The 22,702-nt window shown below is 59.1% G+C and carries 17 protein-coding genes and 4 tRNA genes; 20 read left to right on the top strand and 1 reads right to left on the bottom strand.

The genetic code is table 11. From position 1 onward, the window contains the following. The first annotated feature begins 133 nt into the window (after positions 1-133). The 19 genes from AACY18_RS17620 (at position 134) to AACY18_RS17530 (ending at position 20,412) form a co-directional block, all read left to right on the top strand. Positions 134-2,773 carry a FimV/HubP family polar landmark protein gene (locus AACY18_RS17620; RefSeq protein WP_339465525.1) on the top strand — a complete coding sequence of 880 codons (2,640 nt, stop codon included), beginning with the start codon at positions 134-136 and terminating at the stop codon, positions 2,771-2,773. Between the two features lie 272 nt (positions 2,774-3,045). Then, entirely contained in the window at positions 3,046-3,870 is an 825-nt protein-coding gene (gene truA, locus AACY18_RS17615; RefSeq protein WP_339433468.1) for a tRNA pseudouridine(38-40) synthase TruA, read from the top strand. A 64-nt stretch (positions 3,871-3,934) separates the two neighbouring features. Next, positions 3,935-4,561, top strand: coding sequence for a phosphoribosylanthranilate isomerase (locus tag AACY18_RS17610; protein WP_339433422.1), 627 nt, complete (start codon positions 3,935-3,937; stop codon positions 4,559-4,561). Positions 4,562-4,761: 200 nt separating this feature from the next. Next, a complete protein-coding gene (gene accD / locus AACY18_RS17605) occupies positions 4,762-5,682 on the top strand; it encodes an acetyl-CoA carboxylase, carboxyltransferase subunit beta (RefSeq protein ID WP_339433421.1) in 921 nt (306 codons plus the stop codon). After that, on the top strand, positions 5,679-6,986 hold the full coding sequence (folC, locus tag AACY18_RS17600) for a bifunctional tetrahydrofolate synthase/dihydrofolate synthase (RefSeq protein ID WP_339465524.1): 1,308 nt from the start codon (positions 5,679-5,681) through the stop codon (positions 6,984-6,986). Before accD ends, folC begins: the two co-directional genes overlap by 4 nt. Continuing rightward, complete coding sequence (locus tag AACY18_RS17595) at positions 6,970-7,617, top strand: SPOR domain-containing protein (protein ID WP_339465522.1); 648 nt, start codon at positions 6,970-6,972, stop codon at positions 7,615-7,617. Before folC ends, AACY18_RS17595 begins: the two co-directional genes overlap by 17 nt. A 98-nt stretch (positions 7,618-7,715) precedes the next feature. Beyond that, a complete protein-coding gene (locus AACY18_RS17590; protein WP_039771589.1) occupies positions 7,716-8,276 on the top strand; it encodes a CvpA family protein in 561 nt (186 codons plus the stop codon). Between the two features lie 41 nt (positions 8,277-8,317). Beyond that, positions 8,318-9,823, top strand: coding sequence for an amidophosphoribosyltransferase (gene purF / locus AACY18_RS17585; RefSeq protein ID WP_339433418.1), 1,506 nt, complete (start codon positions 8,318-8,320; stop codon positions 9,821-9,823). Positions 9,824-9,903: 80 nt separating this feature from the next. Then, the gene (locus AACY18_RS17580) at positions 9,904-11,115 is read left to right on the top strand and encodes an O-succinylhomoserine sulfhydrylase (protein WP_339433417.1); all 1,212 of its coding nucleotides are present in this window, start codon (positions 9,904-9,906) and stop codon (positions 11,113-11,115) included. After that, entirely contained in the window at positions 11,112-11,888 is a 777-nt protein-coding gene (locus tag AACY18_RS17575) for an SDR family oxidoreductase (protein ID WP_339433416.1), read from the top strand. The genes AACY18_RS17580 and AACY18_RS17575 overlap by 4 nt, the downstream gene beginning before the upstream one ends. A gap of 176 nt (positions 11,889-12,064) precedes the next feature. Continuing rightward, positions 12,065-12,140 (top strand) — tRNA-Val (locus AACY18_RS17570). A gap of 56 nt (positions 12,141-12,196) precedes the next feature. Further along, positions 12,197-12,273: transfer RNA gene (locus AACY18_RS17565), tRNA-Asp, on the top strand. Between the two features lie 94 nt (positions 12,274-12,367). Further along, positions 12,368-12,444 (top strand) — tRNA-Asp (locus AACY18_RS17560). A 521-nt stretch (positions 12,445-12,965) separates the two neighbouring features. Further along, positions 12,966-13,538 (top strand): TetR/AcrR family transcriptional regulator, encoded by a 573-nt coding sequence (locus AACY18_RS17555; RefSeq protein ID WP_339433415.1) that lies wholly within the window; start codon positions 12,966-12,968, stop codon positions 13,536-13,538. Next, a complete protein-coding gene (locus AACY18_RS17550) occupies positions 13,535-14,503 on the top strand; it encodes a DMT family transporter (protein ID WP_339465519.1) in 969 nt (322 codons plus the stop codon). The genes AACY18_RS17555 and AACY18_RS17550 overlap by 4 nt, the downstream gene beginning before the upstream one ends. A 334-nt stretch (positions 14,504-14,837) precedes the next feature. After that, the gene (locus AACY18_RS17545; RefSeq protein ID WP_339465517.1) at positions 14,838-17,669 is read left to right on the top strand and encodes a xanthine dehydrogenase family protein molybdopterin-binding subunit; all 2,832 of its coding nucleotides are present in this window, start codon (positions 14,838-14,840) and stop codon (positions 17,667-17,669) included. Beyond that, positions 17,662-18,201: a (2Fe-2S)-binding protein gene (locus AACY18_RS17540; protein WP_339433412.1), complete on the top strand. Its 540-nt coding sequence runs from the start codon at positions 17,662-17,664 to the stop codon at positions 18,199-18,201. The genes AACY18_RS17545 and AACY18_RS17540 overlap by 8 nt, the downstream gene beginning before the upstream one ends. A gap of 2 nt (positions 18,202-18,203) precedes the next feature. Continuing rightward, positions 18,204-19,439 carry a c-type cytochrome gene (locus AACY18_RS17535; RefSeq protein ID WP_339465516.1) on the top strand — a complete coding sequence of 412 codons (1,236 nt, stop codon included), beginning with the start codon at positions 18,204-18,206 and terminating at the stop codon, positions 19,437-19,439. Position 19,440: 1 nt separating this feature from the next. Next, positions 19,441-20,412 carry an XdhC family protein gene (locus AACY18_RS17530; protein ID WP_339433410.1) on the top strand — a complete coding sequence of 324 codons (972 nt, stop codon included), beginning with the start codon at positions 19,441-19,443 and terminating at the stop codon, positions 20,410-20,412. A gap of 45 nt (positions 20,413-20,457) precedes the next feature. Here AACY18_RS17530 and AACY18_RS17525 read toward each other — a convergent pair whose 3' ends face one another. Next, positions 20,458-21,741 (bottom strand): NAD(P)/FAD-dependent oxidoreductase, encoded by a 1,284-nt coding sequence (locus AACY18_RS17525; RefSeq protein WP_339433409.1) that lies wholly within the window; start codon positions 21,739-21,741, stop codon positions 20,458-20,460. A 183-nt stretch (positions 21,742-21,924) separates the two neighbouring features. Between AACY18_RS17525 and AACY18_RS17520 the strand changes: the two genes are divergently transcribed. Next, positions 21,925-22,001: transfer RNA gene (locus tag AACY18_RS17520), tRNA-Val, on the top strand. Positions 22,002-22,702 lie beyond the last annotated feature (701 nt).

The raw sequence follows: 22,702 nt of genomic DNA, 5'->3' as shown, positions 1-22,702 counted from the left end.
CCCTCCGGGACCTTCCGGGGCATCAATGAAATGATCGCGCGCGGCATCTGTCGTCGTCGCGCGCAATGCCTTACGGCAGCGGCAATCAACATCTTCTCGCTGGCCGAGGAACGTTCAAACAAAGGATGAGGCTATGGTTCAAGTTCGCAAACTGGTGTTAGCAATAGCGGCCGCCTCGGCGCTGTCCTCCGGTATGGCGCATGCCCTCGGGCTCGGGGAACTGACCCTGAAGTCGACCCTGAACCAGCCGCTGATGGCCGAGATCGAGTTGCTCGACGTCAAGGATCTCACCGCGGCCGAAGTGGTGCCGAGCCTGGCTTCCCCTGAAGATTTCGCCAAGGCCGGCGTCGATCGTCAGGCCTTTCTAAACGATCTGACCTTCACCCCGGTGCTCAACGCCAGCGGCAAAAGCGTACTGCGCGTGACGTCGAGCAAGCCGTTGTCGGAGCCGATGGTCAAATTCCTCGTGCAGGTGATGTGGCCCAATGGCCGTCTGCTGCGCGATTACAGCGTGTTGCTCGATCCGTCGAAGTTCTCGCCGCAGACCGCTGACGCCGCCGCGCAACCGGCGCCGTCGCAAACCATCACCGCGCCGACCACTGGCGCAACGCATCCTGCCCAGTACACCACGACGCCACGCGATACCTTGTGGGAAATCGCGGCAAAGGCGCGCAACGGTGGTTCGGTGCAGCAGACCATGCTGGCGATTCAGGCGCTTAACCCGGACGCGTTCATTGGCGGCAACATCAACCTGCTGAAAACCGGTCAGGTGCTGCGCTTGCCGGACTCGGTGCAAAGCACTGCGCTGCCGCAGTCCAGGGCCATCGCTGAAGTTGCAGCGCAGAACGAAGCCTGGCGTCAGGGGCGTCGCTATGTGGCCAAGCCTGGCACCGGCCAGCAACAGCTTGATGCGACCAAGCGTGGTCGCGCCAATACCGGTGTTGCGCCGAATGCCGAAGACAAACTGAGCCTGGTTTCGGCCGAAAGCGCGAAGGCGCGCGGTAAAGGCCCGGCAGGCGATGCCAAGGCCTTGAGCGATAAGCTTGCGGTCACTCAGGAAAGCCTCGACACGACTCGTCGTGACAATGAGGAACTGAAAAGCCGCATGGCCGATCTGCAAAGCCAACTGGACAAGCTGCAACGCCTGATCGAGCTGAAGAACAATCAACTGGCGAAAATGCAGGCCGAAGGGCCTGGCGCTGCGCCAGCCGTGAATCCTGCTGTTGCACCGGTGCCGGCCATCACCGCCGAGTTGGCTGCTACGCCTGCAGAAGCTGCATCGGCCTCTCCGACCCCGGAATCGGCTATTGCGCCGCCGGTTGATACGCCGGCTGAGACTCCAATTGTCGAGCCGAAACCGGCTGTCGATGACGAGAAGACATTCAACGAACTGCTGACCAATCCGGTCCTGCTGGGCCTGGTTGGTGGTGGTGCCGTCGTTCTGCTGCTCTTGCTGCTGTTGTTGGCCCGTCGCCGCAAAGCCCAGCAAGAAGCTGATAAGCATGTGCGCATGGCCCGCGCTCTGGCCGATGAACAAGACTTCTCCGCCGAGCAGGATCTGCCGGAAAGCAGCTTCGAAGGTCTGGAAGTGCCTGCTGCGAGCGTCAAACTCAATACGCCGGCTCCAGCGCCAACTCCAGCGCCAGTAGTGGCGCCTATCGTGATGGCCGAACCTATTGCCGCGCCACTGGTTGCGCCGGCAGCCGAGCGTTCTGACGATGTGTTGGACAAGGCGCAGTCGCACATCAGTGCCGGTCGCCTGAACCAGGCTGCTGCGTTGCTGGAAGAGGGCGTCAGCCTCGAGCCGCAGCGCAGTGACCTGCGTCTGAAGTTGATGGAAGTCTACGGTCAGCAGGGCGACCGCGATGCGTTCGTGGGGCAGGAGCGTCAATTGGTGGCCAATGGCGACAACTTCGCCAAGGTCGAAGAACTGAAAAGTCGCTTCCCGGCCATGGCGGTAGCGGTTACGGCTGGTCTGGCGGCTGCCGCTGTCGCCGCCGAACTGGATGCACAATACGTCAAGGACTTGCTGCTGGATGAGCCGCAAGAGCCCGCACCGGCATCTGTGGAAGATGATCTGGACAGCACGTTTGACCTGAGTCTGGATGACCTCGACAACATTACCCCGGTGGAGCCTGCACCCGTCGTTGAGCCGCAAGCGCCCGTTGAACTCGACGAATTCCCGTCAGACGACGACCTGAGTTTTGAATCGGTGCTGCAACAGCAGACCGACATCAAAGAGAACCTGGATGACCTGTCGGATTTCGATCTGGATCTGGATCTTGGTGCCGAGCCAGCCCCGTCCACGGCCGCATTGGCCGATGACGACTTCCTGCTGGATCTTGATGAAGGAGTGAAGGACCTGCCGCCGGTCGAGCCGCCGGTCGTTGCTGACGTGCCGCAGGATGATCTGGAGCTGCCAGCCGATTTCGATCTGTCGCTGTCTGACGAGATGGATAGCAATCCAGCCGCTGAACCGGATGCGTTCGCTGCCGAACTCGATGACGTCAATGCCGAGCTGGATCGTCTGTCGCAGAGCATTGCCGAGCCAACGTTCACCGAAGCTGATGCGGCGCTGGGTGGGGATCTGGGCGAAGACGATTTCGATTTCCTCGCCGGCACCGACGAGGCGGCGACCAAGCTTGATCTGGCCCAGGCCTACATCGATATGGGCGACAGCGACGGCGCCCGTGACATTCTCAACGAGGTGTTGACCGAGGGTGACGAGAAGCAGCGCGGCGAAGCCAGGGAAATGCTGTCGAACCTGGTTTGATTCAGCCATTAGCGGTAAACAAAGCGGCAGCCCATTGAGGCTGCCGTTTTTGTTTGGGTTGGATTCGGCGGTGCTTGATTGGCCGTCTTCGCGAGCGAGCCTGCTCCCAGCGTTGGAATGCATTTCAATGGTGTGCGGGCTTGCTTGCGAAGAGGCTGGGCCGGTCGGCAGAGAACTCACTGGCATCCCCGGTTCACAGCCTTATAATGCCCGCCTTTGCAAAAACAGCAGGCTGTCCCACCTTGGCAAACATAGATAACCCGGTCGCCGAAATGGCGCCCGACGGCTTTTACCGCATCGCGCTGGGCGTTGAATACAAAGGCTCGCGCTACAGTGGCTGGCAGCGTCAGTCCACCGGTGTGGCTACAGTGCAGGAAGCCCTCGAAAAAGCTTTGTCGAAAGTCGCCAACTCGCCGGTTTCGCTACAGTGCGCCGGGCGTACCGACGCGGGCGTACATGCCTGTGGACAGGTGGTGCATTTCGACACTCAAGTCGATCGCTCGCTCAAAGCCTGGGTGATGGGCGCCAACATTAACCTGCCCCACGACATCAGTGTCAGTTGGGCCAAGGTGATGCCGGCGCACTTTCATGCGCGGTTCAAAGCCATCGCCCGGCGTTATCGCTATGTGATCTACAACGATCAGATCCGTCCGGCGCATCTCAACGAAGAAATCACCTGGAATCACCGTCCGCTGGATGTCGAACGCATGGCCGAGGCCGCGCAATACCTGATCGGCACCCATGATTTCAGCGCGTTTCGTGCCGGTCAGTGCCAGGCCAAGTCGCCAATCAAGAAGATGCATCACCTGCGCGTGACCCGTCACGGCAAGATGATCGTGCTCGATATCCGCGCCAATGCTTTCCTGCACCACATGGTGCGCAACATCGCTGGCGTGCTGATGACCATCGGCGCGGGCGAGCGCCCGGTTGAATGGATGAAGGAAGTGCTGGAAAGCCGCGAACGTCGTTCCGGTGGTGTGACGGCGCATCCGTATGGTCTGTATCTGGTGCAGGTCGAGTACCACGATGAGTTCCCGTTGCCCGAGCGTTTTATCGGGCCACACTTCCTGACGGGTTTCTCGGAACTTGACGGCTGACGCCCTCGAACGCTTTTGTTACCATCCGGGACTTTCCCGGATTTGCCTCGGAGTTTTTATCGACATGTCAGCCGTTCGCAGCAAGATTTGCGGGATTACCCGCATGGAAGACGCGTTGGCTGCTGTTGAGGCCGGGGCGGATGCGATCGGATTCGTGTTCTACGCCAAGAGCCCGCGCGCGGTGACCGTGCAGCAGGCGCGGGCGATCATCAAGTCATTGCCGCCATTTGTGACCACGGTGGGCCTGTTCGTCAACGCCAGTCGCTGCGAGCTGGGGGAAATCCTCGATGCCGTGCCGCTGGATCTGTTGCAGTTCCATGGTGATGAACCGGCGCATGAGTGCGAAAGCTGGCATCGTCCTTACATCAAGGCATTGCGGGTCAAGGCCGGTGACGACATTGCTGGCGCCTGCAACGCCTATCCGACCGCCAGCGGCGTGCTGCTCGACACCTATGTCGAGGGGGTGCCCGGCGGAACCGGCGAGGCGTTCGACTGGTCATTGATTCCTCGGGGGTTGAGCAAGCCGCTGATTCTGGCGGGCGGGCTGACCCCCGAGAACATTGCAGACGCCGTGGCGCGGGTTCGGCCTTACGCGGTGGATGTCAGCGGTGGGGTAGAAGCGAGCAAAGGCATCAAGGATCATGCAAAGATTCGGGCGTTCATCAACGCTGTACGCAAAGCGCCATATTGATGTGACGGCTGGCAGTCTGCCGCCGTCCATCAATGCACTTGCACAAAGCAGGCGAGGCTGAGGGTTTTTGGGTTGTACGAAGGTCAGTTTTGCTGGCCCGGCGCCCCACCAATCATCGCCACACACATGAATTTAGCTGAAGGGCATACGCGGGGCTGCGAACCAGAGCGTTCGGGCCGCCGGTACTGGAGAAAGAAAGCATGAGCAACTGGTTAGTAGACAAACTGATCCCTTCGATCATGCGCTCGGAGGTCAAGAAGAGCTCGGTGCCTGAAGGTCTGTGGCACAAATGCCCGTCCTGCGAGGCTGTGCTGTACCGTCCGGAGCTGGAAAAGACCCTGGACGTTTGCCCCAAGTGCAACCACCACATGCGCATCGGCGCACGGGCGCGCATCGACATCTTCCTCGATGCCGAAGGTCGCAATGAACTGGGCGCCGATCTGGAGCCGGTTGACCGTCTTAAATTCCGCGACGGCAAGAAGTACAAGGATCGCCTGACCGCTGCTCAAAAGCAGACCGGTGAAAAAGACGCACTGATTTCCGTAAGCGGCACCCTGCTGGGTATGCCGGTGGTGGTTTCGGCGTTTGAATTCAGCTTCATGGGCGGTTCCATGGGCGCCATCGTCGGTGAGCGTTTCGTGCGTGCTGCCAACTACGCGCTGGAAAATCGTTGCCCGATGATCTGCTTCGCCGCCTCCGGTGGTGCGCGTATGCAGGAAGCGCTGATCTCGCTGATGCAGATGGCCAAGACTTCCGCTGTGCTGGCGCGTCTGCGTGAAGAGGGCATCCCGTTCATCTCCGTGCTGACCGATCCGGTCTACGGCGGCGTTTCAGCCAGTCTGGCCATGCTAGGCGACGTGATCGTTGGCGAACCGAAGGCCCTGATCGGTTTCGCCGGCCCGCGCGTTATCGAGCAGACCGTGCGCGAAAAACTGCCGGAAGGCTTCCAGCGTAGCGAGTTCTTGCTGGAACACGGTGCAATCGACATGATCATCCACCGTCAGGAACTGCGCCCACGTCTGGGTAACCTGCTGGCACAAATGACCGGCAAGCCGACGCCGGTGTTCGTCGCAGCGCCAATCGAGCCAATCGTGGTTCCGCCGGTGCCTGCCAACCTATGACCGAGCGCACCCTTGGCGAGTGGCTCGCCTACCTTGAGCAGTTGCATCCCTCGGCCATCGACATGGGGCTGGAGCGTTCGCAACAGGTAGCGTCCCGCATGGGGCTGGGCCAGCCGGCGCCCAGGGTGATTACGGTTGCCGGCACTAACGGCAAGGGTTCAACCTGCGCTTTTGTGGCTTCTTTGCTGCGGGCACAGGGCCTGAGCGTTGGTGTCTACAATTCTCCGCACCTGCTGCGTTATAACGAACGGGTGCAACTCAATGGCGTCGAAGCCACTGATTCGCAGTTGTGCCAGGCTTTTGCTGCCGTAGAGGCTGGGCGCGGCGACACTTCCCTGACTTACTTCGAAATGGGCACCCTCGCGGCGTTCTGGCTGTTTCAGCGGGCCGGGCTTGACGCTGTGGTGCTTGAGGTCGGTCTGGGCGGGCGTCTGGATACGGTCAATGTGGTGGACGCCGATATTGCACTGGTGACCAGCATTGGTGTTGATCACGCCGACTATCTGGGTGATACACGCGAGTCTGTGGCCTTCGAGAAGGCCGGTATCTTCCGCCAGGGCAAACCGGCCTTGTGTGGCGACCTCAATCCTCCGCAACCGCTACTCGACAAGGCTCGCGAACTGGCGTGCCCGTTCTTCCTGCGTGGGCGTGACTTCGACCTGGGCATCACTGATCGGTACTGGCAGTGGCGCGGGACTGACGCGCAGGGCTGTGTTGTCGAGTTGCACGATCTGCCACTGCTCGATCTGCCGATGGAAAACGCCGCGCTGGCGTTGCAGGCTTATTTATTGCTCGGTTTGCCGTGGAATGCGCCGCAGATCGCGGCGGCCTTGCAGGCGACGCGTGTGGTTGGGCGTCTGGATCGCCGTCCGTTCGAGTGGAACGGCAAGCGCCTGAACCTGTTGCTGGATGTCGGTCACAATCCGCATGCGGCCGAGTATCTGGCTCGTCGCCTGGCTTCGCGGCCTCCGGTTGGCAAACGTCTGGCGGTATTCGGCTTGCTGGCGGACAAGGATCTGGAGGGTGTTGTCGGCGAATTGAATGCTAGTGTCGAGCACTGGGCTGTGGCGCCGCTCGATTCGCCACGTGCTCGCCCGGTGAATGAATTACATGCGGCATTGCAGAACCTTGGCGCATCCGTCACGTCATACGATAGTGTCGCCGCCGCTCTGGAAGGGCAGTGCGCTGTGGCCACAAGCGACGACGAGATTCTGTTGTTCGGATCATTTTATTGTGTCGCCGAGGCCCTTGAATGGCTGGTCCGGCGCTCCACGGAGGAAGCGGCAAATGGCTTTGCTGGATAAAGCGTACAAACAGCGCATGGTCGGCGCTCTGGTGTTGGTGGCGCTGGCGGTGATTTTCCTGCCGATGCTGTTTTCCCGGCAGGATGAGCAGCGCCAGGTCACGGTTGATGCGCCGGCTGCTCCGCAAGCGCCTGCCGTGACGCCAGTGCAGTTGGAGCCGGTTGCCGTGCCTGAGCCGCAAGACTTGCCGCAAGAGCCTGTGCCAAGTGATGAAGAGGTCGCCGAGCAATCGGCGCCTTCTGCGCCGATTTCACCGGCACCTGTGGCTTCGGCGCCAGTCACCAAGCCGACTCCGGCACCCGTGGCCAAGCCGATTCCTGCGCCTTCTCAGCCTATTGCTGCAGCGCCGACCAAGCCTGACACCACGCAGAGTCGTGTCGATGCCAATGGTCTGTCGGTGAGCTGGTCGGTGCAACTGGCTAGCCTGTCGAGCCGTGCCAATGCCGAAAGCCTGCAGAAAACCCTGCGCAGCCAAGGGTACAACGCCTACATCCGTTCTGCTGATGGCAAGAATCGGGTGTTCGTCGGGCCTCTGATCGAGCGCGCTGAGGCCGATCGTCTGCGTGATTTGTTGAGTCGCCAGCAGAACCTCAAGGGTTTTGTCGTGCGCTTCCAGCCTGAGCGCGGTTAAAAACTATCACGCTGATTGAAAAGCACTGACAATCGCAGCTTACCGACAGCCATGCGCTCTGCTAAAATGCGCCGCCTTATCCGTCTGTAGGCTGCACTGTGCCATTTACCTGGGTTGACTGGGCGATCGTTGCAATCATCGCCATCTCCGCTTTGATCAGTTTGAGCCGCGGCTTCGTCAAGGAAGCATTATCGCTGGTGACCTGGATCATCGCAGGAGCTGTCGCCTGGATGTTCGGTGGCTCACTGTCCGAGTACCTCGCCGGATACATCGAAACCCCATCGGCCCGCGTGATCGCGGGCTGTGCCATCATGTTTGTCGCCACACTCATCGTGGGCGCAATGATCAATTATCTTATCGGCGAGTTGGTTCGCGTCACCGGGTTATCCGGGACCGATCGATTCCTCGGCATGGCCTTCGGCGCTGCGCGTGGCGTGTTGCTGGTGGTCGTGGCGGTCGGGCTGTTAAGCCTGGGGCCGGTACAGCAGGACGGGTGGTGGAAAGAATCACAGCTCGTGCCAAAGTTTCTATTGGTCGCCGACTGGTCCAAAAACCTGATTCTCGGGTGGAGCAGTCAGTGGCTTGCCAGCGGAATCAGCGTACCCGCTGATATTCCGTTCAAGGAGCAGCTCTTGCCGTCGGCCAAAACGCCGCAGTGAGTGTTGTTCAGTTCAGATCCATAAAGTAGGGGTTGCGTCGCATGTGTGGCATCGTCGGTATCGTCGGTAAGTCGAACGTCAATCAGGCGCTGTATGACGCGCTAACCGTGCTCCAGCACCGCGGCCAGGACGCTGCCGGTATCGTGACCAGCCATGATGGCCGGTTGTTCTTGCGCAAGGATAATGGTCTGGTGCGTGACGTGTTTCATCAGCGTCACATGCAGCGCCTGGTCGGCCATATGGGTATCGGTCATGTTCGCTACCCGACTGCGGGCAGCTCGACTTCGGCCGAAGCTCAGCCGTTTTACGTCAACTCGCCTTACGGCATCACCTTGGCGCATAACGGCAACCTGACCAACGTTGAGCAGTTGGCCAAAGAGATCTACGAATCCGATCTGCGTCACGTCAACACCAGTTCCGACTCGGAAGTGCTGTTGAACGTTTTCGCTCACGAGCTGGCCCAGCGCGGCAAGCTTCAGCCGACCGAAGAAGACGTGTTTGCCGCTGTCACCGACGTGCACAACCGTTGCGTTGGCGGTTACGCCGTCGTGGCGATGGTGACCGGTTACGGCATTGTCGGTTTCCGTGACCCGCATGGTATTCGCCCGATCGTATTCGGCCAGCGTCACACCGACGAAGGCGTCGAATACATGATCGCCTCGGAAAGCGTTTCCCTGGACGTGCTCGGATTCACTCTGATTCGCGATCTGGCACCGGGCGAAGCGGTCTACATCACTGAAGACGGCAAGCTGCACACCCGTCAGTGCGCGACCAACCCGTCCCTGACTCCGTGCATCTTCGAACACGTCTACCTGGCGCGTCCGGACTCGATCATTGATGGTGTGTCGGTTTACAAGGCCCGTCTGCGCATGGGTGAGAAGCTCGCCGAGAAGATCCTGCGCGAGCGTCCAGAGCACGACATCGATGTGGTTATCCCGATCCCCGACACCAGTCGCACTGCAGCGCTTGAGCTGGCTAACCATCTGGGCGTGAAGTTCCGCGAAGGTTTCGTCAAGAACCGTTACATCGGTCGTACTTTCATCATGCCGGGTCAGGCTGCCCGCAAGAAGTCGGTACGCCAGAAGCTCAATGCCATTGAGCTGGAATTCCGCGGCAAGAACGTGATGCTGGTCGACGACTCGATTGTTCGTGGCACCACTTGCAAGCAGATCATCCAGATGGCCCGCGAAGCCGGCGCGAAAAACGTCTACTTCTGCTCGGCCGCTCCAGCAGTGCGATTCCCGAACGTGTACGGCATCGACATGCCAAGTGCTCATGAATTGATCGCTCACAACCGTTCGACTCAGGATGTGGCTGATCTGATCGGTGCTGACTGGCTGATCTATCAGGACTTGCCTGACTTGATCGAAGCGGTCGGCGGCGGCAAGATCAAGATCGAAAACTTCGATTGCGCGGTGTTCGACGGCAAGTACGTCACTGGCGACGTCGACGAGGCTTATCTGGACAAGATCGAACAGGCACGCAACGATGCCTCGAAGGTCAAGACCCAAGCGGTCAGTGCGATCATCGATCTGTACAACAACTGAGTTTCTACCGGCCCTGAGGGGCCGGTTTTGTATCTGGCAAAAGACTTCCATTTATTCAGCGCAGGGCAAGGAGTGACAGCATGAGTCAGGAATGGGATGCCGGTCGGCTTGATAGCGACCTCGAAGGCGTAGCGTTCGATACCCTGGCCGTACGTGCCGGTCAGCACCGTACGCCGGAAGGTGAGCACGGTGATCCGATGTTTTTTACGTCCAGCTACGTGTTCCGCACCGCTGCCGACGCGGCTGCGCGGTTTGCTGGTGAAGTGCCGGGCAACGTCTACTCGCGTTACACCAACCCCACGGTGCGCGCGTTTGAAGAGCGCATTGCGGCGCTGGAAAGCGCCGAGCAGGCTGTTGCGACCGCCACGGGTATGGCCGCGATCATGGCGGTGGTGATGAGTCTGTGCAGTGCCGGCGATCATGTTCTGGTATCGCGCAGTGTGTTCGGTTCGACCATCAGCCTGTTCGAGAAGTACTTCAAGCGTTTCGGCGTTGAAGTCGATTACGTACCCTTGGCCGAACTTTCGGCTTGGGAGGCGGCGATCAAGCCCAATACCAAATTACTGTTCGTCGAGTCGCCCTCCAATCCGCTGGCTGAGTTGGTGGATATCACCGCGCTGGCGCAAATCGCTCACGCCAAGGGCGCTATGCTGGTGGTCGATAACTGCTTCTGCACGCCTGCGTTGCAGCAGCCATTGAAGCTCGGTGCGGACATCGTCGTGCACTCGGCGACCAAATTCATCGACGGCCAGGGCCGTTGCATGGGCGGCGTGGTGGCTGGTCGTAGCGAGCAGATGAAAGAGGTCGTCGGTTTCCTGCGTACCGCCGGGCCAACGCTGAGCCCGTTCAACGCGTGGATCTTCCTCAAAGGTCTGGAAACCCTGAACCTGCGGATGAAGGCCCACTGTGCCAACGCGCAACAACTGGCTGAATGGCTGGAGCAGCAGGAGGGCATCGAAAAAGTCCATTACGCCGGTCTCAAGAGCCATCCGCAGCACGAGTTGGCCCAGCGCCAGCAGAAGGGGTTCGGTGCCGTGGTGAGTTTCGAGGTCAAGGGTGGCAAAGAGGGCGCCTGGCGTTTTATTGATGCAACCCGGTTGATCTCGATTACCGCCAACCTCGGCGACAGCAAAACCACCATCACGCACCCGAGCACCACCTCTCACGGCCGACTCGCGCCGCAGGAGCGTGAAGCAGCAGGCATCCGCGACAGTCTCATCCGCATCGCCGTAGGGCTGGAAGACGTGGTCGACCTGCAAGCCGACCTGGCGCGCGGTCTGGCGGCGTTGTGATCGAGTTGTCCACTCTGAAAGCGGGGACCCATGGCCGTGTTGCGCTGGTCACGGGTGCCGCGCGCGGAATCGGCCTGGGCATCGCTGCCTGGCTGATCAGCGAAGGCTGGCAGGTCGTGCTGACGGATCTTGATCGGTCGCGTGGGTCGAAAGTGGCGAAAGTGCTGGGCGAGAACGCCTGGTTCATCGCCATGGACGTGGCGCAGGAAAGCCAGGTCGCGCTGGGCGTGGCTGAGGTGTTGGGGCAGTTTGGGCGTCTCGATGCGCTGGTGTGCAATGCGGCGGTCGCTGATCCGCACAACATCACCCTGGAAAGCCTGGATCTGGCTTACTGGAATAGGGTGCTGGCGGTGAATCTCAGTGGGCCGATGTTGCTGGCCAAGCATTGTGCTCCTTATCTGCGAGCGCACAACGGCTCGATCGTCAATCTGGCGTCGACCCGTGCCGGGCAGTCCGAGCCGGATACCGAGGCATATGCGGCGAGCAAGGGCGGTCTGTTGGCGTTGACGCATGCGCTGGCTATCAGCCTCGGGCCAGAGATTCGCGTCAATGCAGTCAGTCCGGGCTGGATCGATGCGCGCGATCCTTGCGCGCGTCGCGCCGAACCGCTGGCCGATACCGATCATGCCCAACATCCGGCGGGCAGGGTAGGGACGGTCGAGGATGTGGCGGCGATGGTGGCGTGGCTGCTGTCGCGCAATGCCGGATTTGTCACCGGGCAGGAGTTCGTGGTCGATGGCGGTATGACCAAGAAGATGATTTACGCGCAGTGAAAGCCAGCTTCAAGCTGTAAGTCAAAGCACGGCAGTGAGGCGCCTGGTGTATGTGTTCTTGCTTTTGCTTGTTGCTCGACACTTATCGCTGAAAGCTGTTTTTGAAAAAAACTTCAATCCTGCTATTGACTTAGGTTCACTACCTGCGTAAATTTCGCGGCCTCGGAGATGCAAACGGGTGATTAGCTCAGCTGGGAGAGCGTCTGCCTTACAAGCAGAATGTCGGCGGTTCGATCCCGTCATCACCCACCACTCCCCGAGAGACTTGCGTAAGCAAGAGCGTAGGCTGAAAGTGCCTGCACCGACGCGCAGCGGTAGTTCAGTCGGTTAGAATACCGGCCTGTCACGCCGGGGGTCGCGGGTTCGAGTCCCGTCCGCTGCGCCATATTTTACGAGTCAGGCATTGTCTGGTTCGCGATTGCAAAGCACCGAAGCTTTCAGTCAAAACGAGTTACTTGAGCGCAAGCTCAAAGCGATACGCAGCGGTAGTTCAGTCGGTTAGAATACCGGCCTGTCACGCCGGGGGTCGCGGGTTCGAGTCCCGTCCGCTGCGCCATATCTGTTTCAAGGACCACTGAACGCCTTGAAGCACCGAAAAAGCCGTTGGCTGATTCGGAAGCGATAGCAAAAACCCTGGTCGAAAGACCGGGGTTTTTTGTGTCTGAAATTTGACCTTTCCCGTTTGGCTTCTTTCAGTCGACCGATATTGAGCACAAATCCCTGTGGGAGCCTGCTGGCGATAGCGCCAGTGCAGCCAATATCTTTGGAAGATGCACATCACCATCGTGAGCAGGCTGTAAGCGCGCGGCCAGCTCACCTTCCGAACTCCAGTATTCGCAGTGTGCAAATGAAATCACTGAGTCGCTGCCGCAAAGCGGGCGTCCGTATAACCACGCGAGGCCTTTGAGCGCTTATACAGCGTAGCGAAATTCAGGACAGACCAAATCTTGCGATTTACTGCTGCGTTGGCATGCTGCGGTCTGTGTCGTGACGGCCATGATTAAGGTCGTATCTGGATGTGTCTCCAGCTTACCGGTCAGTATAGTCAACTCCGTCCCGATGCCGGAGTGCCTGAAATTGGACAATACCCGTGAGCGATTGATTGACTCAGCGCTGAAGCTGTTTCTGTCGGAAGGTATATACATTACTGGTGTGATGGCCATCGCCGCGATGGCGGGTGTTACCAAGATGACGCTCTACAGCCATTTCCCCTCAAAGGATGCGCTGATCGTGGCTTGCCTCGAGAAGCGTGATCTGCGCTGGCGCGAAGAGGTCGCGCGCACTTTGGCAAGACAACCTGACCCTGTCAGTGGAATGCTCGCTTTTTTCGATCTGTATCAACGCTTTCTTTTGAAAGATAGCGGGCGCGGATGTCTGTTCGTCAACAGTGCGGCTGAATTCCCACAATTTAGCCACCCAGTGCATTTGGCTGTAAGCAGGCATAAGCAAGGGGTGCGCGAAAACCTTACTGCATTGGCCGTGAGTGCCGGTCTGAGCGACCCTCACGTAGTTGCTGAGGGGTTGTTTATCTTGCTGGAGGGTAGTTTTGTCACCGGCGCCATGGGCCAGGACGCGCAGGTATTCGACACTGCGCGGCAAATGGCTCATTGCTGGATCCGCAAGCAGGCTGGGCAGGAGCAAAGCGTATGACCCTTGGCTTGTTAGCGGCCATTGCTGCCACTTTTTCTTGGTCGCTGCTTTACATCTTTCCGGGGCTTGTCGGCGATTACAGTCTTTTTGATCTGGCTGTGGTGAGCTATGCCTTTGCCGGTTTGGGTAGTCTGTTAGTGCTGTTTGTTTACCGTGGCGAAGTGCGGCAGTTGAGGCTGGGCGACTGGGCTTGCGCCGCACTGTTGGGCTTCCTGGGATACATCGGTTACTTCTTTCTGATTACCACTGCGGTCTTGGCAGCCGGGCCGGTGATCCCTCCGGTGATGATGGGGTCAGTGCCTATCGTGCTTGCGATTGCCGGCAACATGCGCAGCTCCAGCGTGCCTTGGCGCGCCATTTCCGGGCCGTTGTTGGTGGCGGCTTTAGGCATCAGTCTGGTCAACTTGAGCGTGTTTGATTTTGGTAGCGCCACGGTGGTGCTACCGACAACCTCGATAATGTTTGGGCTCCTGGCATCGTTGCTTGCAATCGGATTCTGGACGGGTTTTGGCCTGATAAATGAAAGTGCTTTGGCTCGACGCCCAAGTATGTCGCCCATGTTGTGGTCCGCCATGCTGATCTTCATGTGCAGCGTCGAAATGCTGGCTTTCATCCCGGCTGGGCTTTACTTGAAGTTGTCCCACTTCGCTAGCCATTCGGGCGGGTTGGCAGGTACTCAGGCGCTAATAGTCTGTGGATTAATTCAGGGCGTGGGAGCCACCCTTGCAGGTGCCTGGGCATGGTCAATCGCAACCCGGCGCCTACCTCTGGCGCTGAGCGGGCAATTGATCGCCAGTGGGACTATTTATGCAACTGCGATGGGTTTGCTCATCAACCAGCGCTGGCCCTCTCCTATGGAAGCGCTTGGGACAGGGTTGCTATTCGTTGGGGTGGTGTGGGCTATTCACGCCTTTTATCGCAGAAGAGCACATAGCGAGATGCATCGTTTAAAAACTGGCCTTTGACTAATGTGAATGTGTCGGTACGGGGCATTTCAGGTACCTGCTTTGGATTGATTTGTACTGGGCGGACGCAGACAGCAGGCTCACTCCTGCAGAAGCTGGACAGCGTTTTGTCCAGTGACTTGCTGCGGCGCAAGGTTGCAGTAATTCTGATTCTTTAGTCAGATTTTTGTAACTGCTTGTTTGCCGCAGCCGCAGAAACCTTTAAAGTTAACCTTTCGGTCAGCTTTGCACTGTCAACACGGCTCTTGGCCTCGCCAGAAAGGGCTTCTGCAAGACTCGAGATTCCCAGTAGATAACCAGAAGGGTGGACTCATAACCGCCCAGAGGATGATCCATGTCCAACCGTGAAATATCCCGGCGCTCGTTCCTTCAGGGTGGGCTGGTGGCGGGAGTGAGCGTTACGCTCACGCCGCTCAGCAGTCAGGCGCTGGCTGCCTTGATGGAAAACAGCGTCACCGTGCCGTCCGAAAAGTGGCTCGGCAACAACGGCAAGGCGCGCCAGCGTAACGACGCCCTGTCCAAGGTCTGCGGCAGCAAGGTGTTTGCTCGCGACATCCGCTCCAGGGACATGCCGGGTTGGCCTGAGCAGCAAGGCCACGCCATGCTGCTCAAAACCATCAAGGCTGACCATATCTATAACGGTTACGACCTGTCGTGGCTGGGCGCCGATTTGCAGCCTGACCGCATCGTCACCGCAGCCGATCTGGACAAGGACGGTATCGTTTTCCCGGAAGAGCACGCGCCAGATCCACTTTTGCCTGAGGGCAAGGTGCCGATGTTCATCGGCCACCCGGTCGCTATCCTGATCTGGAACGACTTCGAGCGTTTTCGTCAGGCCAAGAACAAGCTCAAATTCAATGACAAAGCGATTCGTTACGGCGCCAAGGTGCCTTACTACGAAGGCGACCCCTACGGCAGTTTCCGCTACGTACGTGTGGGTGGCCCGACGTCGGCAGACGAAGATGAATTCGCCAGCCTCAAGGACTCGATCCTGTTCCCGATGCTGAAAAACCGTCGTCCGGTGTGGAATTCCCTGCCGAACCTGCACGGCAACCTGACCGAACGCGGTTTGTTCTACGCCGACCGCATGAAGAAAGAGATCGATACGCCGCCGGATAACTGGCTGGTGTTCGACGAGCGTTACAAGACCCCATCGATCGAACCTGCCGCCATGGAGCCGGACAACGGGAACGGTTGGTACGACCCGGCCACCAAGACGCTGCACTTCGTGGTGGCGACCCAGTGCCCACTGGAAGCTGCGACCGAGACCGCGAAAATGATCGCGCCCTCGCGCTTCGGTCTGGCGAACCTGAACATGCACCCCGGTTACACCGTCGGTTACGGTTCCAAAGACCACAACATCTTCGTTTACTACGCAGCACTCGCTGCGCTTTACGGTGCCGGTGTGCCGGTGCGCCTGGCCAACGATCGCTACGAGCAATTCCAGAGCGGCATCAAGCGCCACCCGTTCGACATCCGCTACCAATTGGCCGTGGACAAGAACGATTACACCTTCAAGATTTTCCGCGCCGAAATGAGTGTCGACGGTGGCGGGCGGGTCAACTACAGCCCCTCGGTTGCGGCAGTTGGCGCCACGGCGGCGCAGTCGATCTATTACATGCCGCAGAACGATCTGCAGGTCACCGCTTATCACTCACGCGCTGTTGAGGCGGGCTCGATGCGCGGTTACGGCACGCTGCAAAGCATGGCGTCGACCGAAATGATGGTTGATGAAATTGCCAATCGGCTCGGCGTCGATGCGATCGATTTGCGCCGCAAGAACGCGTTGCGTTCGGGTATGAAGAACACTCAGGGCGCGATCCCGGCCGGTGCTCTGCGCCTGCACGAGATTCTCGACAAGGCCGCAGTGCACGAAGTCTGGAAAAACCGTGACGCCATCAAGAAGCAGCGCGAAGCAGCCGATCCGGACAACTGGTACGGCGTCGGTTTCGCCATTTGTCAGAAAGACTTCGGCACCGGCTCCGAAGCACCGATGGCCAGTATCGAATTCACTGCCGAGGGGCGCATCACCCTGCGTCATATCGGCATTGAAATCGGCACCGGCATGTCGACTTCGCAAGCCCTGGTCGTCGCTGATTTCCTCGGTAGCCCTGCCCATGAAGTGAAGACCGGCGAAACCGAATGGAAGGAAATGCAGCTGATTACCAGCGGCAACCCTTACATCATGAGCCAGGCCGAGCAGGACAATCTGCTGCGCAACCCGCGTTGGGTCGGCAAGCTGGCTTCGGCTTCCTCGGCGACCAACTCGGCTTACTACTTCAGCCACGCAACCCGTGAGGCAGCGCGCGTGCTGTTCAACAACGGTTTGTGGCCGGCGGCCATGGAAATCTGGCGTCAGGGGCCTTACGGCGGTCAAGCCAACCCTTACGTCGTGCGTCGTGAAGACGCGCATTGGGTCGACGGCAAACTCACGGCCAACGGCATGCAGCCGTTGAGTTTCGAAGAGTTGGCCAAGCACGCTCATGAGCGCGGTCTGGTGACCGGCGCCACTGTTCATGCGTTCAACCGCTGGAGTTGGGCCGAGGCCGAATACAGCATCGACGGCGTGCGCGAGTGTTTGCCGCTTGACGGTCTGGCGGTGAAGTACGGCGATGGTGCGCCGAAGGCGAAGAAAGCGCTGATGAGCACGGCGGGTTTCCACCTGTTGGATCGCCAGAACATCAACTACCCGGTTGTTCAGTTGAACAACGCGGCGGTGACTTACTACAGCCCGGTCGCCACCCTGGTCGAGTTGAAGGTCAACAAAGGCTCGGCGCAAGTCGAAGTGCTCAACCATCATTCTTGGGTCGAATGCGGTCGGGTGTTGGTTGAAGAACTGGTCAAGGGGCAGCTCGAAGGTGGGGTCGCCATGGGTATTGGTCATGCGCTGATGGAAGAGATGCCGCTGTACGAGGGCGGGCCGGGGGAGGGTGACTGGAACTTCAACCGTTATCGCCTGCCAATGGCCCGGCATGTCGCGGTGTGGAAGCAGACGGCAGAGATTCTGCCACCGCTGTCACCCAGCGATCCGTCCAAAGGTATCGCTGAAGTGGTGATGATTCCGGTGGTCGGCGCCATTGGTAATGCCGTGGCGCACGCCATCGGTAAACGTGTTCGCGATCTGCCTATCACTGCTGCGCGCATCAAGGAGGCCCTCAATGGCTAACCGTCCGCTTCAACTGACCCTCAATGGTCAATCCGTCGGCCCGGTGGACATCCCTGATGACCTGCCGATGATCGACTACCTGCACGAATACAAAAACCTGACTGGCTCGCGTCTGGGCTGCGGCCAGGGTATTTGCCACGCTTGCGTGGTGATCGTCGATAACCCGGACGGCACCAGCGAAGAAGTGCGCACCTGCATTACCGGCGCGCATTACTTCGAAGGCAAGAAAGTCCGCACCATCGAATCGCACGCCAAGCGTGACGAGAGCGGGCAGGTCACCGAGCTGAATCCGATCCAGCAGCGCTTTGTTGATGAGTTCGCCTTCCAGTGCAGCTACTGCGCGCCGGGCTTCGTCAACGCCGCGACCGTGTTGGTGGAAAAGCTGCAACGCCAGCCAATCGTCCAAAGCAAACTCGAACAAGTCATCGAGGACAGCCTCGGTCATCACATATGCCGTTGCACCGGGTACGTGCGTTATTACAACGCGACCCGCAACGTGCTGACCGATCTCGGCCTGGTCAAGGAGGGTTAAGCATGAAGCTATTACTGACCCGCCTGACCCTGGCGGTCGGGCTGGCTGCGCCAGTGTTGTTTGTCCACGCCGATGATCAGGTCAAGCGCGGCCAATACCTCGCCCGCGCCGCCGACTGCATGGCTTGCCACACTGCACCGGGTGGCGCGCCATTTGCCGGCGGGCTGCCAATCGTCTCGCCGTTCGGCACGATCTACGGCACCAACATCACCCCGAGCAAAGAGCATGGCATCGGTTTGTACAGTGATGACGAGTTCTACGCTGCGTTGACCGAGGGCAGGCGTCGTGACGGCGCAAACCTGTATCCGGCGATGCCGTACACCTCGTATCACCTGATGCCGCGCGAAGATTCGGATGCGATTCATGCGTACCTCAAAACCGTTGAGCCGATCGAGCGGGCAGCGCCGGTCACCAGCCTGAGCTTTCCGTTCAATGTGCGTCTGGGCCTGATGGGCTGGAACATGATGTACGGCAAAGACGTGAAGCTGGAATCTGCCGACGGCAAAAGCGACGCCTGGAAGCGTGGCCAGTACATGGTCGACGTCCTCGGCCACTGCGGCGAGTGCCATACGCCACGCGGGCTGTCGGGCGCAATGCAAATGGACAAGCGTCTCACTGGTGGCATCCTCAATGGCTATCTGGCGCCGAGCCTGCTGGCCACTGATCTGGCCGCTCGCGGCTGGAATCATCAGGACCTGAGCACATTCCTCAAGCATGGCATGAGCGCGCAGGGCACGATGTTCAACGAGATGTTCCCGGTGTTCCACAACAGCACTCAGGGCTTGAATGATACCGATCTGGCAGCCATGGCGACCTTCCTGCTCGGCGATCAACCGCCGGCAGCCAAAGAGCTCGTCGCCGTGCCGGTCGACAAGCTTGGCGCGAGTGCCCAACGGGGCCGTCAGGAATATTTGAATGTCTGCGCCGGTTGTCACGCGGCGGGTGGTGAAGGCAAGCCGCACATCGCTGTTGCCATGCGCGGCAACACCACGCTGCGTCTGGAAGATCCACGCAATCTGTTGCGGGTCATCGAGGACGGTATCGGCGAGCAGAAATTCTCCGGGTTCGAACACATGCAACCGATGCCGGGTTTTGCCGACAAGCTCAGTCCTGAGCAACTGACCGATCTGCTCAACTACCTGCGTCAAGGGTGGGGCGGCCAGTCCGGAGAGTTGGCGGTAAGCGAAGTTCAGAAGCTGCAAGCTGACGCGCCGCCCATCGAGCACAAGGCGCACTGACATGCAGCATCTCGATCTGCAAGTGGTGCGGCGTGCATTGGAGTGGTCGGTAGCGGGGCAGTGCATCTGGCTCTGCACCGTGTTGACCACCTACGGCTCGGCGCCGCGTGCGCCGGGTTCGCTGCTGGCAGTGAATGACGGCGGGCAGTGGATCGGGTCGCTGTCCGGCGGCTGTGTCGAGGAGGATTTTCTCGAGCGCCTCGCCGAGGGTGCGTTTTTCGATGCGGTCAACGTCGTGCGTTACGGCGAAGGCGACGATCCGCGTTCGCGGGTCAGTCTGCCCTGTGGCGGTATTCTCGATGTGCTGGTAGAGAAATTTGACGCTGGCTGTGACGTGCAGGCGCATCTGCGTGAACTGGAATCGGCGCTGCTTGGTCAGCGTCGGCTGATTCGTGAAGTCGATCTGGCCAGTGGTGCGCGCAGCCTTTTTGCAGATCGCGAACAGGGTGCGCGGATCGAGCGTGAGATCGATCGGGTACGAATCCGCGTTGGTGCGGCTCAGCGTCTTTTGCTTGCCGGGTATTCCAGCGTGGCGCAGGCGTGTGCCGAGTTTGCGGTTGGCTTGGGTTTCGAAGTGATTCTCTGCGATCCGCGTGATGAGGTGCTCGAAGGCGTGGTACTCAGTGGCGTAGAGATTCGTCGGCAATTGCCGTCGGTGTTCATTGCCGACGGTGGCTGCCATCGCGACACGGCGGTGGTGGCGCTGACGCATGATCCGCGTATCGATGATCTGGCAATGATGGAGGCGGTGCGCACCGAGGCCTTTTACATTGGCGTGATGGGTTCACAGCAGACGTCGCAGAAACGCTTTGAGCGCCTTCGCAGGATTGGCGGATTGGGGGAGGGCGAGTTGGCGCGGATTCACGCGCCGATCGGCCTGAACCTGGGCAGCAAGACACCTGCGGAAATCGCCTTGGCGGTGTTGGCGGATATCTTGCGGATCCGTAGCGGGATTGCTCGGGATCACCTCTAAACGCCTTGCGTTCAATAAAAAGGGCCGCTGTTCAGCGGCCCTTTTTTACATTCCGAATTTGTCACGCAAGCCGTAATACCAGGCACCCAGCGCAGCAAACGGCGTACGCAGCATTTGCCCACCCGGGAACGGGTAGTGCGGCAAGTCGGCAAACGCATCAAAACGCTCAGCCTGACCACGCAGTGCCTCTGCCAATACCTTGCCTGCCAGATGTGTGTAGGTCACGCCATGGCCGCTGCAACCTTGCGAGTAATAGATGTTGTCGCCCAGACGTCCAACTTGCGGCAAACGCGACAGCGTCAGCAGAAAGTTGCCGGTCCAGGCGTAGTCGATCTTCACGTCCTTGAGCTGCGGGAAAGCCTTGAGCATTTTCGGGCGGATGATTGCTTCGATGTTCGACGGATCCCGCGCGCCGTACACCACGCCGCCGCCGAAAATCAGGCGTTTGTCGCCAGTCAGGCGGTAGTAATCGAGCAGGTAGTTACAGTCTTCGACGCAGTAGTCCTGCGGCAATAGCGCTTTCGCCAGTTCTTCACCCAGCGGTTCTGTGGTGATCACTTGCGTGCCGCACGGCATCGATTTGGCTGCCAGTTCCGGCACCAGATTGCCGAGGTAGGCATTGCCGGCAACGATGATGAATTTGGCCCTGACCTTGCCTTGCGGCGTGTGCACGACCGGATTGGCGCCGCGTTCGATGCGCACGGCTGGCGACTGTTCATAGATGACGCCGCCAAGGGACTCCACGGCAGCCGCTTCGCCCAGCGCAAGGTTCAACGGATGAATGTGGCCGCCGCTCATGTCGAGCATGCCGCCAATGTACTGATCACACGCGACGACTTCGTGGATGCGGCGTTGATCGAGTAGTTCGAGTTGTGAGTGCCCGAAGCGCTCCCATAGACGCTTCTGCGATTCAAGATGACCCATCTGCTTGGCCGTAAGGGCGGCGAATACGCCGCCGTCCTTCAGGTCGCACTGGATGTTGTACCTGGCCACGCGCTCGCGAATGATCCGGCCGCCTTCGAAGGCCATCTCGCCGAGCAACTGCGCCTGTTTCGGGCCAACAGTACGCTCGATCACATCAATGTCGCGGCTATAGCTGTTAACGATTTGCCCGCCATTGCGTCCTGAAGCGCCGAAGCCGACTTTGGCGGCCTCCAGCACTGTCACGCGAAAACCGTTCTCCAGAAGGAACAGGGCCGAGGACAGCCCGGTATACCCGGCACCGATTACACAGACATCCGTCTCCACATCATCCTGCAAGGCTGGACGTGGCGGTACGGCATTGGCCGACGCAGCGTAATAAGACTCTGGGTAAAGGGTGTTCGCCATTCTGTCGCCTCTGTTTAATATATTTTACGAGTGCGTCGATCCTACCGGAGTTGAAAAACCTCCGCCAGCCACCGGAAAATCTTCTTCATTGGCCGCAAATTAAATATTTTGCATATTCATAGGGTTAGGTGAAAAAAAGGTGTTGACACCCCTTCGGAATTCCGTAGAATGCCGCCTCACAGCAGGCACGTAGCTCAGTTGGTTAGAGCACCACCTTGACATGGTGGGGGTCGTTGGTTCGAGTCCAATCGCGCCTACCAAACAAAATCCGCTCTGCTGGGCGGTCTAGAAGGGCTCACCGAAAGGTGGGCCCTTTTTTGTTGTCTGGGGTTTGCAAGGCCCAGCCTTGAGTCGCCAATTCGGCGCATCCAGAGGGGGGGCTTTAATCCTTCTCGGGCGCACATGGGGAGTGTGCTGAAGGGGTGTCCGGTCAGGCTGATTTTTGTGATGTCGAGTTTGAGATTGGCTGAGTGGATCGCCTTTTGTCGCCAGCAGTCTTTTAAAATGTGTGGATATTTAATAGCTTACGATTTTATTTAACCAACCGGTTATGAAAAATACCTTGTAGCAGGGTGGGAGTTTCAGTAACATTTGTCCCGCGTTCACCACCACGGTTTATGCATTTTTAAATCCCGAGCTTCCATCAGCTGCTTGGGATTTTTTTTGCCTGTAATTTGGCTTTTTCGGGTTCTCTCTCCTTGTTTCAATCGCTCGATACATGACCGGCGATGTTGCGCGAGCATGTCCTTTATTTTTCGACTACTACTGACTGGCGATTTCCATCTCTTTACAGAAGGAGTCTGGCGATGCTGGTTCAATGGGTTCTAGCGGCTGTCCCCCGGTGTCAGGATAGTTGTCGCCTCTCCGGTTTTTCCAAAAAAAGCATATCGGGGGCGGAAAGAGACTGGTCGTGCCGTACTATTCACCTGAACGCAGAGCCGCATTACTTAAGATGCTGCTT

Origin of the sequence: Pseudomonas sp. EA_65y_Pfl2_P74, from assembly GCF_963970575.1 — a bacterium.
Classification (GTDB): Bacteria; Pseudomonadota; Gammaproteobacteria; order Pseudomonadales; family Pseudomonadaceae; genus Aquipseudomonas; species Aquipseudomonas baetica_A.
Note: the sequence above shows the minus strand (reverse complement) of the source record. Positions and strands in the feature narration are given on the sequence as shown.

Coding starts and splice junctions, on each gene's coding strand:
- AACY18_RS17545 (WP_339465517.1), top strand. CDS start 14,838: ATGTCCAACCGTGAAATATCCCGGCGCTCGTTCCTTCAGGGTGGGCTG.
- AACY18_RS17580 (WP_339433417.1), top strand. CDS start 9,904: ATGAGTCAGGAATGGGATGCCGGTCGGCTTGATAGCGACCTCGAAGGC.
- AACY18_RS17535 (WP_339465516.1), top strand. CDS start 18,204: ATGAAGCTATTACTGACCCGCCTGACCCTGGCGGTCGGGCTGGCTGCG.
- AACY18_RS17595 (WP_339465522.1), top strand. CDS start 6,970: ATGGCTTTGCTGGATAAAGCGTACAAACAGCGCATGGTCGGCGCTCTG.
- truA (WP_339433468.1), top strand. CDS start 3,046: ATGGCGCCCGACGGCTTTTACCGCATCGCGCTGGGCGTTGAATACAAA.
- AACY18_RS17540 (WP_339433412.1), top strand. CDS start 17,662: ATGGCTAACCGTCCGCTTCAACTGACCCTCAATGGTCAATCCGTCGGC.
- AACY18_RS17620 (WP_339465525.1), top strand. CDS start 134: ATGGTTCAAGTTCGCAAACTGGTGTTAGCAATAGCGGCCGCCTCGGCG.
- AACY18_RS17610 (WP_339433422.1), top strand. CDS start 3,935: ATGTCAGCCGTTCGCAGCAAGATTTGCGGGATTACCCGCATGGAAGAC.
- folC (WP_339465524.1), top strand. CDS start 5,679: ATGACCGAGCGCACCCTTGGCGAGTGGCTCGCCTACCTTGAGCAGTTG.
- purF (WP_339433418.1), top strand. CDS start 8,318: ATGTGTGGCATCGTCGGTATCGTCGGTAAGTCGAACGTCAATCAGGCG.
- AACY18_RS17525 (WP_339433409.1), bottom strand. CDS start 21,741: ATGGCGAACACCCTTTACCCAGAGTCTTATTACGCTGCGTCGGCCAAT.
- AACY18_RS17550 (WP_339465519.1), top strand. CDS start 13,535: ATGACCCTTGGCTTGTTAGCGGCCATTGCTGCCACTTTTTCTTGGTCG.
- accD (WP_339433421.1), top strand. CDS start 4,762: ATGAGCAACTGGTTAGTAGACAAACTGATCCCTTCGATCATGCGCTCG.
- AACY18_RS17530 (WP_339433410.1), top strand. CDS start 19,441: ATGCAGCATCTCGATCTGCAAGTGGTGCGGCGTGCATTGGAGTGGTCG.